At 61.5% G+C, this 15500-nt stretch carries 24 protein-coding genes; 19 read left to right on the top strand and 5 right to left on the bottom strand.

All coding sequences use genetic code 11. The features are described from left to right. A partial coding sequence (locus E5X88_RS32335) for a methyltransferase domain-containing protein (RefSeq protein WP_292168288.1) occupies positions 1-494 on the top strand: 494 nt, incomplete at its 5' end. Here the strand turns inward: E5X88_RS32335 and E5X88_RS32330 are convergent. From E5X88_RS32330 to E5X88_RS32315, 4 genes are all read right to left on the bottom strand, one after another. Continuing rightward, on the bottom strand, positions 454-1029 hold the full coding sequence (locus E5X88_RS32330) for an acyltransferase (protein ID WP_292168286.1): 576 nt from the start codon (positions 1027-1029) through the stop codon (positions 454-456). The genes E5X88_RS32335 and E5X88_RS32330 overlap by 41 nt on opposite strands. A gap of 555 nt (positions 1030-1584) precedes the next feature. Next, a complete protein-coding gene (locus E5X88_RS32325; protein WP_167522694.1) occupies positions 1585-1761 on the bottom strand; it encodes a hypothetical protein in 177 nt (58 codons plus the stop codon). Positions 1762-2219: 458 nt separating this feature from the next. Beyond that, positions 2220-2435, bottom strand: coding sequence for a hypothetical protein (locus E5X88_RS32320; protein ID WP_292168283.1), 216 nt, complete (start codon positions 2433-2435; stop codon positions 2220-2222). Positions 2436-2558: 123 nt separating this feature from the next. After that, a complete protein-coding gene (locus E5X88_RS32315; RefSeq protein ID WP_292168281.1) occupies positions 2559-2744 on the bottom strand; it encodes a hypothetical protein in 186 nt (61 codons plus the stop codon). Between the two features lie 90 nt (positions 2745-2834). On the opposite strand from E5X88_RS32315, the gene E5X88_RS32310 reads away from it, so the two are divergent. The 10 genes from E5X88_RS32310 to E5X88_RS32265 all read left to right on the top strand — a co-directional run bounded on the left by E5X88_RS32310 (position 2835) and on the right by E5X88_RS32265 (position 7117). After that, positions 2835-3659 carry an N-acetylmuramidase domain-containing protein gene (locus tag E5X88_RS32310; protein WP_292168280.1) on the top strand — a complete coding sequence of 275 codons (825 nt, stop codon included), beginning with the start codon at positions 2835-2837 and terminating at the stop codon, positions 3657-3659. Then, positions 3656-3874 carry a hypothetical protein gene (locus E5X88_RS32305; protein WP_292168277.1) on the top strand — a complete coding sequence of 73 codons (219 nt, stop codon included), beginning with the start codon at positions 3656-3658 and terminating at the stop codon, positions 3872-3874. Before E5X88_RS32310 ends, E5X88_RS32305 begins: the two co-directional genes overlap by 4 nt. Before the next feature lies 1 nt (position 3875). Continuing rightward, complete coding sequence (locus tag E5X88_RS32300; protein ID WP_292168274.1) at positions 3876-4142, top strand: hypothetical protein; 267 nt, start codon at positions 3876-3878, stop codon at positions 4140-4142. Then, positions 4127-4330, top strand: a complete 204-nt coding sequence (locus tag E5X88_RS32295; RefSeq protein ID WP_292168272.1) for a hypothetical protein — start codon at positions 4127-4129, stop codon at positions 4328-4330. The genes E5X88_RS32300 and E5X88_RS32295 overlap by 16 nt, the downstream gene beginning before the upstream one ends. After that, on the top strand, positions 4309-4653 hold the full coding sequence (locus tag E5X88_RS32290; RefSeq protein WP_292168270.1) for a hypothetical protein: 345 nt from the start codon (positions 4309-4311) through the stop codon (positions 4651-4653). Before E5X88_RS32295 ends, E5X88_RS32290 begins: the two co-directional genes overlap by 22 nt. A gap of 122 nt (positions 4654-4775) precedes the next feature. Continuing rightward, positions 4776-5069 (top strand): hypothetical protein, encoded by a 294-nt coding sequence (locus E5X88_RS32285; protein ID WP_292168268.1) that lies wholly within the window; start codon positions 4776-4778, stop codon positions 5067-5069. 451 nt (positions 5070-5520) lie between these two features. Beyond that, the gene (locus E5X88_RS32280) at positions 5521-5859 is read left to right on the top strand and encodes a hypothetical protein (RefSeq protein WP_292168267.1); all 339 of its coding nucleotides are present in this window, start codon (positions 5521-5523) and stop codon (positions 5857-5859) included. A 323-nt stretch (positions 5860-6182) separates the two neighbouring features. Further along, on the top strand, positions 6183-6488 hold the full coding sequence (locus E5X88_RS32275) for a DUF1236 domain-containing protein (RefSeq protein ID WP_292168266.1): 306 nt from the start codon (positions 6183-6185) through the stop codon (positions 6486-6488). 102 nt (positions 6489-6590) lie between these two features. Further along, on the top strand, positions 6591-6791 hold the full coding sequence (locus E5X88_RS32270) for a hypothetical protein (protein ID WP_126043069.1): 201 nt from the start codon (positions 6591-6593) through the stop codon (positions 6789-6791). 80 nt (positions 6792-6871) lie between these two features. Then, positions 6872-7117, top strand: coding sequence for a DUF2934 domain-containing protein (locus E5X88_RS32265; RefSeq protein ID WP_292168263.1), 246 nt, complete (start codon positions 6872-6874; stop codon positions 7115-7117). A 132-nt stretch (positions 7118-7249) separates the two neighbouring features. Here E5X88_RS32265 and E5X88_RS32260 read toward each other — a convergent pair whose 3' ends face one another. Beyond that, on the bottom strand, positions 7250-7579 hold the full coding sequence (locus E5X88_RS32260; protein WP_292168261.1) for a hypothetical protein: 330 nt from the start codon (positions 7577-7579) through the stop codon (positions 7250-7252). Positions 7580-8004: 425 nt separating this feature from the next. Between E5X88_RS32260 and E5X88_RS32255 the strand changes: the two genes are divergently transcribed. The 8 genes from E5X88_RS32255 to E5X88_RS32220 all read left to right on the top strand — a co-directional run bounded on the left by E5X88_RS32255 (position 8005) and on the right by E5X88_RS32220 (position 15451). Continuing rightward, positions 8005-8562, top strand: a complete 558-nt coding sequence (locus E5X88_RS32255) for a hypothetical protein (RefSeq protein WP_292168259.1) — start codon at positions 8005-8007, stop codon at positions 8560-8562. Positions 8563-8838: 276 nt separating this feature from the next. Further along, positions 8839-9564, top strand: coding sequence for a GntR family transcriptional regulator (locus E5X88_RS32250; protein ID WP_292168257.1), 726 nt, complete (start codon positions 8839-8841; stop codon positions 9562-9564). A gap of 4 nt (positions 9565-9568) precedes the next feature. Then, positions 9569-10612, top strand: coding sequence for an ADP-ribosylglycohydrolase family protein (locus tag E5X88_RS32245; protein WP_292168255.1), 1044 nt, complete (start codon positions 9569-9571; stop codon positions 10610-10612). Beyond that, the gene (locus tag E5X88_RS32240) at positions 10609-11583 is read left to right on the top strand and encodes a PfkB family carbohydrate kinase (protein ID WP_292168253.1); all 975 of its coding nucleotides are present in this window, start codon (positions 10609-10611) and stop codon (positions 11581-11583) included. Before E5X88_RS32245 ends, E5X88_RS32240 begins: the two co-directional genes overlap by 4 nt. Before the next feature lie 55 nt (positions 11584-11638). Then, on the top strand, positions 11639-12700 hold the full coding sequence (locus tag E5X88_RS32235) for an ABC transporter substrate-binding protein (protein WP_292242983.1): 1062 nt from the start codon (positions 11639-11641) through the stop codon (positions 12698-12700). Between the two features lie 26 nt (positions 12701-12726). Continuing rightward, on the top strand, positions 12727-13596 hold the full coding sequence (locus E5X88_RS32230; RefSeq protein ID WP_292168249.1) for an ABC transporter permease: 870 nt from the start codon (positions 12727-12729) through the stop codon (positions 13594-13596). Continuing rightward, on the top strand, positions 13596-14384 hold the full coding sequence (locus tag E5X88_RS32225; RefSeq protein WP_292168247.1) for an ABC transporter permease: 789 nt from the start codon (positions 13596-13598) through the stop codon (positions 14382-14384). The genes E5X88_RS32230 and E5X88_RS32225 overlap by 1 nt, the downstream gene beginning before the upstream one ends. Next, positions 14384-15451 (top strand): ABC transporter ATP-binding protein, encoded by a 1068-nt coding sequence (locus tag E5X88_RS32220; RefSeq protein ID WP_292168246.1) that lies wholly within the window; start codon positions 14384-14386, stop codon positions 15449-15451. The genes E5X88_RS32225 and E5X88_RS32220 overlap by 1 nt, the downstream gene beginning before the upstream one ends. Positions 15452-15500 lie beyond the last annotated feature (49 nt).

Genomic DNA, 15500 nt, shown 5'->3' with positions numbered 1-15500 from the left:
CCCATCAGCCGCCTCGGCTTCGATCGGGACAACCTGCTGAGGCACCACACCTAGCTAGCCTGGACATCTTCGACGGTTATCATATCCCGCATCCCGATAAGTCGTTTGATCTAGGTCTTGCGATCCACGTTGTCGAACACGTCGAGCATGAACGGATGTTTTTGATGGAGGCGGCGAGGGTCTGCAAGAAGCTCTACATCGAGGTGCCGTTGGAGCATACGAGGAACCTCGAGCGCGCAATCCGGATGTTAGGCCCCTATGGGCATATCAATTTTTACACGCCGCTGACGTTCGAAAACCTGCTGAAGACTTCTGGGCTCAAAGTTGAAAGGCAAATGACATTCGCCCATGATCTCGCTTATGAGCAGCACTTGGCCGGTCAATCGAAAGGATGGGTGAAATACAAGCTGCGAACCGAATTTCTGAGGTTCGCGCCGAAGACTGCAGTGCGCACTATGTCGTATATGGCCGGGGCTCTGTGCTCAACTCGCTGATAGATTTCGCGCCGATTGCCTTTGCAGGATTGCCGCCGACCATAGTGAAGGGTGCCACGTCTTTTGTTACCACGGATCCTGCGCCAACGACCGATCCCCTGCCGATCGTAACGCCCTTCAGAATGATGACGTTGAAGCCAATAAAGACGTTGTCTTCAATTTTCACTGGCGCGATGGTGATGTTCGACCAGTCCTTCTTTCCCTGATGCCAATCGGCGACATCGGCGTTGCGGTCTGGCCATCCTGTCGCGTGCGAGTTGTGATCGACGATTGTGGTGCCCCAACTTATGATCACGTCATCGCCAACTTCGATCCGTTCGGCCGCGACGAGGTGACTCTTTCCGATGAAGCTGCGCTGGCCGACGATGATCTTTGCGTCGGGCCGGTCAAAAGAAAAGACGTTGTGGAGAATACATTCGTCGCCGATCGCATGATGACCGCGCCGCGCGGAGCGAACGCTTTGGATACTCATCTTCGTGCCGGTCCCGGCCTTGATGCCGAGGAGACGACAAAGGAACGGCGGAACGAAGGGCATCAATGCTCCCCTAGAGCAATTCCAGGAAAAGTGTGAAACGGTTTTCCGTCCGGAATTGCGTCAAAACAAAGAGCTAGAGTGGTTCGCCGTTTCCGTGAAACGGTGAAGCGCTCTAGCGGTCTCAGCCGCGGCCGTCGCCAGTAGAAGTGGGCAGAGAGATCATCGAAGGCTTTCTTTGCCTCGCTCTCGTCATTCGTCTGCATCAAAGCCATAGGAATTCGCCGATTGTCGATCGCCTGGACCGAAAATCGCAGGTTGGTATTCTCTCTCTCGGCAAGTCCGTATTCACGGTCTGGCGATCCTCTTGGCCCAGCCCCATCATTTGCGGCAAGCGGCGGCGCTTTGCAAGCGTGACGGTAGGGTGTTCACGCTCCAATTCAGTTGCCTCGGCACGGCCTTTGGCAAAAGAGCTGCAGATAGACTTGTACCGAGCGGCTTCCGTCTCGCCGGTCGATAATCTGGGCGGCGTCTGCTGGCGCATCTGACTGCCGACTTTTTTGCGCATCCGAAGCCACGCTCGGTTTAAGCCCAATACGCAGGCGAATGGCGCAACGGCTATTGATGGCTGTTTTGCGGCTTGTCGTGAGAGCCGTGCTGGCTGTTCGACCACCAGATAAAATACAGCGAACCGATCTTCATGACCGGCACGCGGCGCTCGCGTTCCCGTCCCCGCAATTCGCGATAGACTTTCATCTTCAGAGTGCCGCCCGGCAATTTGATACGCACTGCCATCGGTTCAACTCCCGCCGTGCAACGCAAGATTGATGTGCAATGCAGCAATTAGAGAACTTCCCTTGCGGAAGAGTCAACAGCCGATGGACGAGTTTTTTTGACTATTTTCGGAAGGATTTGAGCGCAGGCGCCCGATGAGGGCGTCAAGGCGTTGGCTGGGGCCGGTCAGGATCGTCCGGCGCACCCGGTTGGTCGTTCAAAGGACGCCGACTGTTCGACCACCATGTTAAATAGACCGAACCGATCTTGACGACAGGTATGCGGCGCTCGCGCTCGCGGGCGCGCAATTCACGATAACTCTTCATCTTCAAGGTGCCGCCCGGCAACCTGATACGCACTGCCATTGCTCCCAACCCCATTGTGCAATGCAGCAATTAGAGAACTTCCCTTGCGGAAGAGTCAATGGCCGATCCTTGACTATTTCTGGGGCTATTTCCGAAAGGAAGCCGGCGCGAACGTCAGTCCGCGGCGTGGTCAGAATCATCCGGTACGCGATCGTGTGCCCTGCTTTTTTTCATCGAGGATGGACGATCCGACATGCTGCTCGGCCACCAGACGATGAAGTAATTTACGACCTGCCAGACCGGAACCTGGCGCTTCTGCTCGCGGCGGCGCAGCTCGTCTTTTTTCTTGATCTTGAGAGTCCCGCCCGGAAGCCTGATCCTGATTGTCACGTGCCCTCCCGCACCTCGTCTCCCACAAGGTACGAACGGTTCATGGGAGCAGTTTCATCCCGGCTAAGCAATTTCGGTTCAGGCGGCGACACGCACGGAGCTGTTCTCAAATAGCCGACACCGTCACTTGAAGAAATCCGCCATGCCCTGGATGGCCAGGAACGCGTAGAGGATCGGCCCGGCGACCAGCCCGCAATAGAGGCAGACGATCGCTGCCAGCGCCACAAGCAAGGGCTTGTCGCGGCCCACCGCGCAGAGTTCAGCCTTCACCGTCCAGCGCGCCGCGGCCGTTCCTTCGCCTTGCGACATGGGCAAATCCTCCCCTGTCATCCCCTTTGGGCTCATTTCACACAATCGCTTGCAAACATCAACCTGCCCGCAAGGGCGGAAAGGCCAACCATGGACACCATTTTCAAGGGCACTGCCAGGCGCCTGGACGATCTCGATCTGCCGAGGCTTGGCGCCAGGATCGGCGTCGGCGAGGATGAGATCCACGCCTTTCTCGATGTCGAGACCAGCGGGCATGGCTTCGACGCCCAAGGCCGGCCGATCATCCTGTTCGAGCCGCATGTCTTTTTCCGCAACCTGTCGGGGGCGGCGCGGGCGCAAGCTGTCGCAGCCGGCCTTGCCTATTCCCGGTGGGGCGAAAAACCTTATCCCCGGGATAGTTATCCGCGCCTGAAAGCCGCCTGCGCGATCGACGAGACCGCGGCGCTCAGATCGGCGTCGTGGGGTCTCGGTCAGGTTCTCGGCGAGAATTTCAAGGCGGCCGGCTTCCTCACCGTGCAGGCCATGGTCGAAGCCATGATGGAGGACGAGGCGCTGCAGCTGGAGGCGGCGGTCAATTTCATCGCCGCGAACCGGCTCGACGACAAACTGCGCAATCACGATTGGGCCGGCTTTGCCAAGGGCTACAATGGCGCGTCCTACAGGAAGAACGCCTACGACACCCGGCTTGCAGACGCGTTCCGCAAATGGTCGCGCATCAAGGACACGCCGTGGCCGCCCGTTGGCCCAGCGCAGCGTCCACAGCCTGCGCCACTGCCTGTCCCGACCCCGAAGGCTCCGCACCTGAATGGTCCCGCGCCTTCGGGGCCTAAGCCAGAGCTGGGCGAGTCTGGAGTCTGGTCCGGACTCTGGGCCGCAATCATGGCCCCCGTGGTCGCCGCAATCCTCTCTCTGTTTCGAAAGGCCCCCTCTTTGTTTCGAAAGGCAAAGCCATGAAGTGGTTCAATACGAATGCCGCGCACAATCTGATCAATGTGCTGATCCTGCTGCTTACCAGCCTGGTCGGCTTCGACTGGACGATGTTCGGCATCGACGCCGTCCTGGCGCTCAAGATCACCGGGGTGCTGACCTTGCTCAAGATCCTGATGAATGTCGTCCGCGACGGCATCGCCGGCCTCGTCAGAAAACAGCCTGCAGTGGAGGGCAATTGAGATGTGGGTGCTCTCCATGCTGAGCGCGCTCGCCGGCAACAAGACGATCATGGCGATCTTCGCGGCGCTGGTCGGCGGCATCGGCCTCTACGTCGCCGGCGGCATCAGCCGGGCGAAACAGGACGCGGCGAAACAGGCGGCGGAAAAACTCGCCGCCGCACAGGATCGCCTCGAAATGGACCGCGAGGCAACCGACGCCGAACGCGCGGCGCGCGACCTTCCGGACGAAGCGGCGCGGCGGGAGGCAATGCAATGGGCAAAGCACTGATCCTCTGTCTATTGCTCGCCGGATGCACAACGCCGGTTTCGCCTGACAATCCGCGTCAGGTCTGGTGCGACCACAACCAGCCGCGCCGGCCGTCCGCGGTCGTCGTCGACGCCATGACGCGGCCTGAGCTCGACGAGATGAACGCCTACAACGGGAAGGGCGCCAGATGGTGCGGGTGGAGGCCATGATACACGAGCTCCTCGACACGCTCGGCATCAAGGCGCCGGTCGTGGTCGCCGGCCTTTCCGGCGGCATTTTGCGCGCCTTGTCGCGTCACCGCTACAAGGTCCGCGAGATGGTTGCGTCGCCGATCTGCGGCGCGCTGGCGGCGGCGTATCTGACGCTTCCCGTGGTGCAATATTTCCGCGCCACCGGCCTGCCTGTCCCGTCGGCGGACGATGACACCACGACGCTGGCCGCAGCGTTCCTCATCGGCGTGTCGGCGATGTGGATATCGGACATCGTCTTCGAGGTGATGGTGAAGCGGTTCAAACCTGAGAAGGAGGAGTGAGGTCGTACCTGTCTTGTTGCACCGCAGTGACAGTCTTCCCTGCGAGAGATGCCGCTCTGGTTGAAGGTTGCGGAACCACGAGCGAAGGTGCGCGTTAGGCACGACTCTCGTGAGGATACACCATGCCAGCTCGCCCAATGGCCTCGACAGCCGCAGCGATCCTGCTTGTCGCCACAAGCATGGCCTACGCCCGGCCGGATGCGCGCACCATGACATGCGAACAGACGCAGCAGCTGATCCAGAGCCGGCGCGCGGTCGTCCTGACGACTGGCCGTAACACCTATGATCGATATGTCCGCCAATTCGGCAATGAGTGCGACTGGCCCGAGGTGCCGACCGCCGCCTATGTCTGGACGCGTGACGGCCAATGTCGGGTCCATCGATGCGAGGAACCGGTCTTCGATTTTCCGGACTGAGAAGGAGCCGGCGCCCGATTCAAGGATTTTCGCGCGAAGCCGAGGGATCCGATGCCTCTAGAAGCCGAAGAATTGCCAGCCGACCAGATATCCAAGCGCGACGACCACCAGGGGAAACAAGGCCGGCGCCAACCGGCTGAGAGCGGAGCTCCTTGCCGGCTCCCTGGGGGCGTTCCTGACGGCGTTTCCGAGGTTCTTGGTCATGACCCCTGTATAGTAGCAGTCGCTGATTAACGATTCCCCAACATGCCCTGCCCCGGGGCGTTTTTTGTCTTCAACGCATCGTTGCCGGCCAAAAGCTATCGTCGGTCGGACAGAAGCAACGGATTCATGAACCCACGAGACATTTCCTTGAAACCAGCATGGAACCGGGGCGCGTTGCCCGCATGCGGGAACCAATCGCGGCCCGCATGCTTTGCCAAGGAAATGATCCTTCGCGAAGGAGTTCGACATGAGACCTTTCGCGTTCTTGCTAGGCACATTGAGGATAGGCGTGCTGGGCGCACTGGCATTGGCGGCGCCGGTTGCCGCCCAGACGGACAACCAGGCACCCGACCAGAGGCCTGCCCATTCCGGACGTTGCCAGGCCGAACCGGAGAGCGGGCAGCAGCAGAAGCCGCCCGTCAACAACGGGGTCAGCAACAACAGCCTGACTGACACACTTGATCCTTGCAATGGCGTGCTGCAGCCGCCGACAGGTGATGAGGGCATGACCGCACCGCCGCCGGACGAAGGCGAGACACCGGTGATCAAGCCCGGAGAGGTGCCGGCGCAGCCACCGGAACAATAGACAGGCATCTCGCGACGATTCGCGACGGCGCAGGCTTTTTCGCTTCGGCCCGGAACATTAGTTATTGCTAATTGTTCTTGTCGAAGCAGTCGATATCATCCCCCCACCGGTATCGCTGCTGATCGGGAAATCCGATCGGCCCGCGTTCCTGCGACAGGAACGCGGGTCATTGCGGTTGCTTGCAGCAACGCACCAAGGTAGCGCCAATGCGGTGATCAATTAGCCGCCACTCACGGAACAAGAAGGTTGTGTGGGCGTTTGCAATCTGGGCTCACGGTTCCCGATAGTGGAAGGCGGAGCCCGCAACCAGACAGGAGAAGACGATGAAAATCCACCTTGTTCCTGCCGCCGCCGGGCTGGTTCTGCTCGCCGGTGTCGGCGTGGCCACCGCAGACCAGGTGATTGTCACGCCCGAGCAGCAGACCGTCGTTCGCGAATATGTGCACAAGCACCCGCTGGCGTCGATCAGCCTTCTGGGAGTGGAGCTCAATGTCGGTTCCACTTTGCCCGATACGGTTGAGCTTCAACCGATCGACGTTCCTGACGTGGAATACAGATACGTGGTCGTCGACAATCACACCGTGCTGGTCGACCCCGGCACCCGCAGGATCGTGCAGGTCATCGACTGACCTTCACCCGCCGCTCTCTCGGGAATGCAAGGAGAGAGCGGCGGGCTCGCCTGCCGTCACCGGATATTGATCGTTATCTGGGAAAGGAAAGGAGCTATTTCCATGTTGCCGCATGTCGAGTCAGCTAATGTGGCCGCATCTGTCGACAAATTGCTTGCTGAACGGGGCACAGCCTTGTTGTCGATGAAGGAGCTGATTGCAGCAGTGCGTGAGCGAACCGGAACGGAGCGCTCGGACGCGGACCTGGCGGGGCTGATCACCAAGAAGGCAGCACTCCTCGGTGTCGCGGTTCTGTCCGACTAGGGCCGAGACCGCTCAAGACGTCGGTCGAAATTTCAGCTAAGACAGTTGTCGCTCAAGGATTTGATGCGATGGAGGCAACAATGACGGACGACAGGCAGGAACGCATTCGTCGGCGGGCCCACGCGATCTGGGAACAAGCCGGCCGGCCCGACGGCGCGCATCAGCAGCACTGGGACCAGGCCACTGCCGAGATCGACAGTGAAGAGAACAAGCCGAAAGCGAAGGCGGCTCGCCCGAAAAAGGCGGCGGCCACCAAAGCTAAGGATGGCAGGTCCAAGGACACCACGCCAAAGTCGGCTCGGCCGCGCAAGGCTTCAGCGAGCTAGCATCAGTCTCCAACACAAAGCGGCGATCAGCTTTCTGAACAGCCGAACATATGGCGTTTCGCCCGCGGGACGAAACTCTATCCGTGCCGCGGCCGAAAAGCAAAAAGCGTGAATTCCCGAGTTCGATCTCGGCTACTTGCCGCAGTGGTTGTCGTTGACCGTCGGTGAAACGGTGCCGGGAGCCCTGTTCGACGCATCAGGCTGCGCGCCCTGAGGGCCCATAGGGCAGTTTTCGTCGGCATTGAAATTCAAGCCGTCGGGCGCCCCGGTGATGCTGCCGGTGGTCCCATAATCGACAGCGTTCGGATCGGTCATGTTTGGATCGGCCGGGTTGGGCTCGATCACGACGCTTCTGTCGCTGCCAGTACCATTGTCATTGCCCGCGTCGCTGGCATTCTGGGCCAGCGCAGAGGTGGCCAGACCGGCGGCGAGCACGGACGCTGCGAGGATTTTCATAAGCATGGTTTGTCTCCATTTTTCGCTTGTCGCCGCATTTGCGACTATAGAAAAAACCGCTCGGAGTGGCGAAGGTTCCCATAAAATTCCAGCCAGCAACGAACCATTGGTGATCAGCACCGCCGCAAGTATCGTTCATCTGTGCCTGATGCGTGAGTTTCCTCAATCAATACGATCACCTGTCCGATCGTGGCGGCAGAGATCACGAATATCAAGATCGCTCGACTTTTCTTGACAAGTCATCTGCCTTCAAATGTGTATAAATTTATCGAAGAATTTCAATAAAAATTTTTATTAACCGTTTTGTAAATTGACACTATGAGTTTGAATAAGGGTTTTTGAAAAGAAATCGGTAACTTTCCTTGTGGTCACTATGTAACGTGACCGGCGATATTTCCGTCTGCTCGGTAAAATATAGCAAGGAGAGTGTTATGACATTTACACTGAAAACAATCACCGGCGCGCTGGTGAGCGGTGCAGTTATCTTCACGCTTTCAATACCGGCGAGTGCCGGCGGAATTAGTGTCGGCGCTGGTGCCTCCGTCGGCGGCGGCGGTGGCATCAACGCTGGACTGGGTGCCTCCGTCGGCGGCGGCGGTGGCATCAACGCTGGACTGGGCGCCTCCGTCGGTGGCGGCGGTGGCGTCAATGCTGGCCTGGGGGCGTCGGTTGGCGGCAGCGAAGGTATTAGTGCTGGCGCCGGCGCATCGGTTGGCGGTTCGAGCGGCATCACCGCTGGTGCTGGCGTCGGCGTCGGCAGCGGCATCAATGCCGGTCTCGGCATCGGTATCGGCGGAACCAGCCCAACCAATCCGAGCAACCCGTCCAATCCAAGCAACCCGAGCAATCCTGGCCTCCCCGGCGTCGTCGCCGACATGTCGAAGAGCCAGTTGATGAGGATGAAGAAGCGTTGCGTGGATGTGCTCAGCAGCGAAGGCACCTACGATCGCGACCTGCGCCAGTTGTGCCTGCTGGTCGCGCGCCGCTAAGCCAGACTCATCCGGAGCGGCAGATGCTGCCGGAATGGAAGTGTCGAACCAGCCGTGAGGCTTCGTTTACACTCTCCTAGCCTACGGTTCGTCAAAAAAGCCCGCCACGCCGAGTGGCGGGCTTTTTGCGTTCTTGACGCAATCGTGCCGGCATAAGGGCTTGCCCGGCGAGGGGGATGCCGGGAGCGCAATAAGCATGCCCGCCACGAGCCGTTGACATGACCGTCGCGCCACGATATTGAACAGGGTTATACAGGTTTACTGAACAGGTATTCCATGGCGCGCCGCACGACTCTATTGTCTCCTGGGACGGGCAAGCCCGAACAGATCGCGACCGTTCTCGAACACGAGATCCGCTCCGGCGTGCTCGGCTTCGGCGACCGCCTGCAGAGCGAGAACGAGCTGGTCCAGCGCTTCTCCGTCAGCCGCAACACCATCCGCAAAGGCCTCGAGGAACTGTCGAGCCGCGGGCTGATCACCACGAAGGTCGGCATTGGCTCGTTCGTCACCTTCGACGGCATGCCGGTCGACGACGCGGTCGGCTGGTCGCGGGCGCTTGCCAACGCCGGCGCCAATGCCGAGACGCGCACGCTCAGGCTCGAAGTCATGCAGGATACCGAACTCGCCGCCAGGCTCGGCGTTGACAGTCCCTTCTTCATCGCCGTTGACCGTGTCCGCACCAACGCTGAAGACGGCCATGCCATCTCGATCGAGCGCAGCCGGTTGCCGCTATCGCCCGAACTGGAGGATGTGCCATTGCGCGGCCTGCGCGAGGGCTCGCTGCACCAGACGTTGCGTGGGGCGGGGCTTGTCCCCGATCACGGCGAGGAATGGGTCGATATCGAGATGCTGAGCGCCGAGGACGCGGCCATTCTCGACTGCTCGCTTGGCGCGCCGTTCCTGCGCACGCGGCGGTTGACGCGCGCCGCCGACGGCCGCGCCATCGAATATGTCACCAGCCTGCTCAATCCGGCGCATTTTGCCCTTCACCTGGAGTTCTGACCTCATGCCGGACATGGCTTTGGCCGAGATGATCGACCGGGCAATGGGCGCGCTCATCGGCGGTGCGCTGGGCGATGCGCTCGGCATGCCAACGCAGTTGCTGTCGCCAGCACGCATCGCCGAGCTATATGGCCACGTTGAGGATTTCGTTTCGCCTGTCGCCGACCATCCGGTATCGAAGGGGCTGCCGGCCGGCACCATTACCGACGACACCGAACAGGCGCTGCTGCTCGGCCGCATCCTCGTTGTTTCAGGCGATGGCTTCGATCACACGCGCTGGGTAAACGCGCTGCTCGACTGGGAACGCGAGGTCAAAGCGCGCGGCAGCTACGATCTGCTCGGACCATCGACCAAGCGCGCCATCGACGCCATCAATGATGGTGTGCCGGCCGAGGAAGCGGGAAGCGGCGGCGACACCAATGGTGCCGCCATGCGCATCGCACCAGTCGGCATCATGATGCCGCTGGAACCGCTCGACGCGCTGGTCGCCAAGGTCGCGGAAACTTGCCGCGCCACGCACAACACCTCGATCGCCATTGCCTCGGCTGCAGCCGTCGCCGCGGCCGTCAGCTGCGGCGTTGCCGGCGGCGACTGGCGTGCTGCCTCGGATCAGGCGATCGCGGCTGCGATGCGCGGCGCAGCACGCGGCCATTGGATCACCGGCGGCGATATCGCAGCGCGCATCGACTGGGCGAGGGGCCTCGTTCGCGGCAAGCCCGCCACTGATGGGATCCGGCTGATCGTCGACCTGGTCGGCACCGGCGTTGCCAGCCAGGAATCGGTTCCGGCGGCCTTCGCGGTGCTGGAAATCGCCGGCGGCGATCCTTGGCAGGCGGCCATCATCAGCGCCAATCTTGGCGGCGACACCGACACGATCGGCGCCATTGCCGCCGGCATGGCGGGCGCTTGCGCCGGCTTTTGCCGATTGCCACAGGAACACATCGCCCGGCTCAAAGGCATCGACATTGCGCAGGTGCGCGCGCTCGCCGCCGACTTGGTTGCCGTGCGGATGGCGAAAAGCAGTTCAGGCAAGGACGCGGCGGCATGAGCGGGCGTCTCGTCCATGTCGGCAGCGCGGTGGTGGACTATGTCTACCGCATCGACGCCTTGCCGGCACCCGGCACCGAAAAGACCGCATCGAGCTACGACCAGGTCGCCGGCGGCGGCTTCAACATGATGGTCGCCGCCACTCGCACGGGGATGACGGTCGTCTTCGGCGGCCAGCTCGGCAGCGGGCCGAATGGCGATTTCCTGCGTGCCGCCTTCGCCGCCGAAGGCATTGAAGCGCTGACGCCGCCATCCCCTATGATGGATAGCGGCAATTGCGTCGCTATGATCAGCAGCGATGCGGAACGCACTTTTGTGTCGTGGCCGGGCGCGGAAGGCGTGCTGAGCGTTGATCTCTTGGCGCCGGTGTCAGTCGTGCCAGGAGACTGGGTGTTCACCTCCGGCTATACACTGAGCTATGTCGGGAGTCGCGACGCGCTGGCCGACTGGATCGAGGCACTGCCGGCGGAAATTCCCTTCGTCTTCGACCCGACCCCGGTTGTATCAGACATCCCCCGCGCCATCCTTTCACGCGTGCTCGCCCGCACCACATGGCTGAGCTGCAACATGACGGAAGCGACGGAGATCGCCGGTCCTAATGACGTTGAGGCGGTCGCGGAACGGCTTCTGGCCGACCGCTGCCCCAAGGCGGTGGGCGTCGTCATCCGCGATGGCGCAAAAGGCTGCTTCGTGCGGCTGGCAGACGGCACCGCGCTGGCCGTGCCCGGCTTCAAGGTCGGCGCCGTCGATACCAATGGCGCTGGCGACACCCATATCGGCGCCTTCGTCAGCGCGCTGTCGCGTGGTGTGCCGCCCTTCGAGGCGGCGCGCTACGCCAATGCGGCGGCGGCGCTCTCGGTCACCCGCCATGGCGGGTCGTCGGCGCCAACCGATCAGGAGATCCAGACATTCCTCAGCGATGGCGCGCGGTCGACGACCGCGCATGGCCGGAAGCAAGAGGCCCGTTTCTGACAGCCTGAATGACGTAACAAGCCCGCCAACCGGGCAGACAATGAGAGGAACGAACATGCGCATGCCAAAACCGACTGCTTTTCTGACGTCAATCGCCGTCTTCGCTTCTGCACTGACGCTGGCTGCCAAGGCTGACGAGGTGCATGTGCTCAACTGGAAGGGCTACGGTGCCGACGAGCCTTGGGCTATCGCGGCCTTCGAGAAGGCGACCGGCAACAAGGTCGTCAACGACTTCTTCAATTCCGAACAGGAAATGCTGACCAAGCTCAGGACCAATCCCGGCCTCTACGACGTCGTCATGATCAACGCCGCCTTCAACGACCAGGCGATGGCGGAAAAACTGATCCAGCCGATCGATGTCTCGAAGATTCCCAACTATGCCGACATCAGCCCGGACAAATCAGGATCGCCGATGCTCGCCCGCGACGGCAAGGTCTATGGCGTGCCATGGGTGTGGGGGCTAACCGCGCTCGCCATCAACGAGAAATCCTTCGAGACGCCGCCGACCAGCATCACCGAGATGTGGAACGAAGCTCGTAAGGGCCGCGTCGTCATCCGCGACGATGCCGTCGAAGCGGTCCAGTTCGGCGCCATCGCTACCGGCCAGAACATAAACGACATCAAGGACATGGAGGCGGTCAAGGCGAAGCTGACCTCGCTCATGCCGCAGATCAAGACATTCTGGAGCTCGGAGAACGACTGGAACCAGATGGTCGCCTCCAACCAGATCGACATCGGCACCTACTGGAGCGGTTCGGCCGACCGCGCCAAGACGCATTTCAAGCTGCCAGTCTCGCTGGTCATTCCGCAGGAAGGCGCCGTCGCCTGGCTCGATGCCTTTTCCATTCCGGTCGGGTCCAAGAACGTTGCTGGCGCCGAGGCCTTCATCAACTACATGATCGATCCATCCTTCTACGTCGAATGGGTCACTAAGGTCGGCGCTCCGGTGTCAGCCAACACCAAGGCGGTTGCCGCGCTTCCGGAAGATGCCTTCAACCGCAAGGTGATGGGCGATCCGGCAGTGGCCAAGCGCATCCAATTCCAGGCACCTATCACCGACGCGCAGCGCGAGGCCTATCTGGCGCTATGGCAGGAGCTGAAGGTCAATGTGAAGTAGCGGCCGGCTTTTCGGAGGAGGGGCGTATGGCTGGACAGGTCGCGACCGGTTCGAGGAGCGGATTGCGATCGGCTTTGCCCCTGCTTCTGCCTGCCTACCTGTGGCTGACGGTGGCGATTTTCCTGCCGTTGTCGGCCATGGTCTTCTTCTCGTTCATGACGGAGCTGCCGCTGTCGGGGAAGGCGTGGGCCTTCACGCTGGAGAACTACGCGGCCTTCTTCTCGCAAGGCCTTTACTGGACGCTGCTTCTGGCCTCGCTCAGGCTTGGGCTCGAGGTGACGTTATGGTGTGTCGTCATCGGCTACCCCGCCGCCTATGTGCTTGCCAAGGTGCTAAAGGGGCGCAGCCGCGAGGCCATCTTCCTGCTCGTCATCCTGCCGTTCTGGTCGAACGGGCTGGTGCGCATCTTCTCCTGGGCGATGGTGCTGCGCGAAGGCGGCATTCTCGACACCGCGCTCAACGCCGTGCTGCCGTTCAAGATCAACATCGACCTGATGTATTCCTATCCGGCCGTCATCATCGGGCTGGTGCATTCCTATGTGCCCTACATGGTGCTGACCTGCTACCTGACGCTGCAGGCAATCGACGACTCCCTGATCGAGGCAGGGCGCTCGCTCGGCGCCTCAAGGCTGCAGATGTTGAGACGGGTGATCATCCCGCTGTCCATGCCGGGGCTAGTCGCCGGTGCGGCGCTGATCTTCGTTCCCGTCGTCGGCTCCTTCATGGAACCGCGCATCCTCGGCGGCCGCACCGGCACCTTCTACGGCACGGTGATCGAGGACCAGTTCATCGCCGTCTTCAACTGGCCGCTGGGTGCTGCGCTCTCGTTCATCCTGCTGGCTGTGGTGCTGATCATTCTGGCGGTGGCCTCGCCGGTGCTGCGGAGGGCTGCGTGATGGCGACGACGCGTATCCTGGAATGGTTTGGCCGTATCTACATCTGGCTGCTGCTGGCCTTCCTCTATCTCCCGATCATCATCATGGCGCTGATGTCGTTCAACGTCTCGCCCTTCTACCAGTTGCCGTTCGAATGGACGACGGAGTGGTATGCCTCGCTGTGGCAGAACGACCAGCTGATCTCGGCAACCTGGAACAGCGTCAAGATCGCTGTCATCACCACCGTCATTTGCACGGTGCTCGGCACAGCGGCGTCGCTGGCGCTCTATCGCTACGAATTCCGCGGTAAGAAATTTCTGCAGGCACTACTGTTTCCGCCGATCGCCATTCCGTGGCTGATCACCGGCACGGCAATGCTGATCTTCTTTTTCGGCGTCGGTATCGGGCGCGGGCTGTTTGCAATCCTGCTCGGCCATGTGGCGCTGGCGCTGCCCTATGTGATCGTGGTCGTCTCGGCCCGGCTGCAGACCCTTGCGCCGGAACTGGAGGAGGCGGCGCGTTCGCTCGGCGCCAACCAATGGCAGGTGACTTCGCGCGTGACGCTGCCCTGGATCATGCCCGGCGTCATCGCCGGCGGGTTGTTTGCCTTTGCCGTATCGTTCGACCAGTTCGTGGTCTCCTACTTCCTCTCGACGCCGGGCCAGACGACGTTGCCGGTCGAAATCTACGCCGCGATCCGCAAGGGCTTTACGCCCGAGATCAATGCGGTTTCGACGATCATCATCGTTATCTCGATGGCGCTGATGCTGCTCACGGCACGCTTCTTCAAATTCGGCGGAGAGAAATAATGGCCGGCGTTTGGGTATCGAATGTGTCGCGCAGTTTCGGGGCGCACAAGGCATTGGACGACGTCTCCATCGATTTCGCCGATGGCGGGTTCTATGCGCTGCTCGGGCCGTCGGGCAGCGGCAAGACCACGCTGCTGCGGCAGATCGCGGGTTTCGATTTTCCCGACTCCGGTTGCATTGCGATCGGCGGCGAGAGCGTTGAGCGGGTGCCGGTCGAAAAGCGGCGCATCGGCATGGTGTTCCAGAACTACGCGCTGTTTCCCAATATGAGCGTCGCCGACAATGTCGCCTTCGGCCTGTCGGTGCGCGGCGAAGCCAAGGCAACCATCGCCAGCGAGGTGCAGCGCGCGCTCGACCTCGTGCAACTCGGCAAGCTCGGCGGCCGCCGGCCGCACCAGCTGTCCGGCGGCCAGCGCCAGCGCGTGGCGTTGGCACGCGCCATCGTCACCAAACCGCGCGTGCTGCTGCTCGATGAGCCGCTCGGCGCCCTCGACAAAGCGCTGCGCGTCGACATGCAGATCGAGCTCAAGCGCATCCAGCGCGAGATCAGCATCACCACCATCTTCGTCACCCATGACCAGGAAGAGGCGCTGACGATGAGCGATCGCATCGGCATTCTGCGCGACGGCAGGCTGGTTCAGGAAGGGCCGCCAGAGGAGATCTACGACAGGCCGAAAAGCGAGTTCGCCGCGACCTTCCTCGGCGATGCCAACATCTTGCGCGGCGATACGACAGGCACCGGCATCCGTTTGGCCGACGGCAGCGCGATCGCCGCAGGCGCGGGCGCGACGCTTGCCGCCGGCGCCAAGGCCAGTTGCGCGGTGCGGCCCGAACGCATTCGCATAGCCACCGATACCGGAAGCGCGGATCAGACTTATGCCAACATGCTCCGGGGAAAGGTCTCCAAGCGCATCTTCGCCGGCAACAACAGCACCTATTTCGTCGAGCGTGACGGGCAAATCCTCAAGGTCATTGTGCAGAATACCGGCATCGAGCGGCTGGCCGAGGGGCAAGAAGTGGTGCTGCGCTGGTCGCCGGAGAGCACGGTGCTGATCGCCGCGAGCTAGATGTGGTGCCTCAGCAGGTTGTCCCGATCGAAGCCGAGGCGGCTGATGG

Origin of the sequence: Mesorhizobium sp., from assembly GCF_004962245.1 — a bacterium.
Classification (GTDB): Bacteria; Pseudomonadota; Alphaproteobacteria; order Rhizobiales; family Rhizobiaceae; genus Mesorhizobium.
This window is presented reverse-complemented; position numbering and strand designations above follow the sequence as displayed.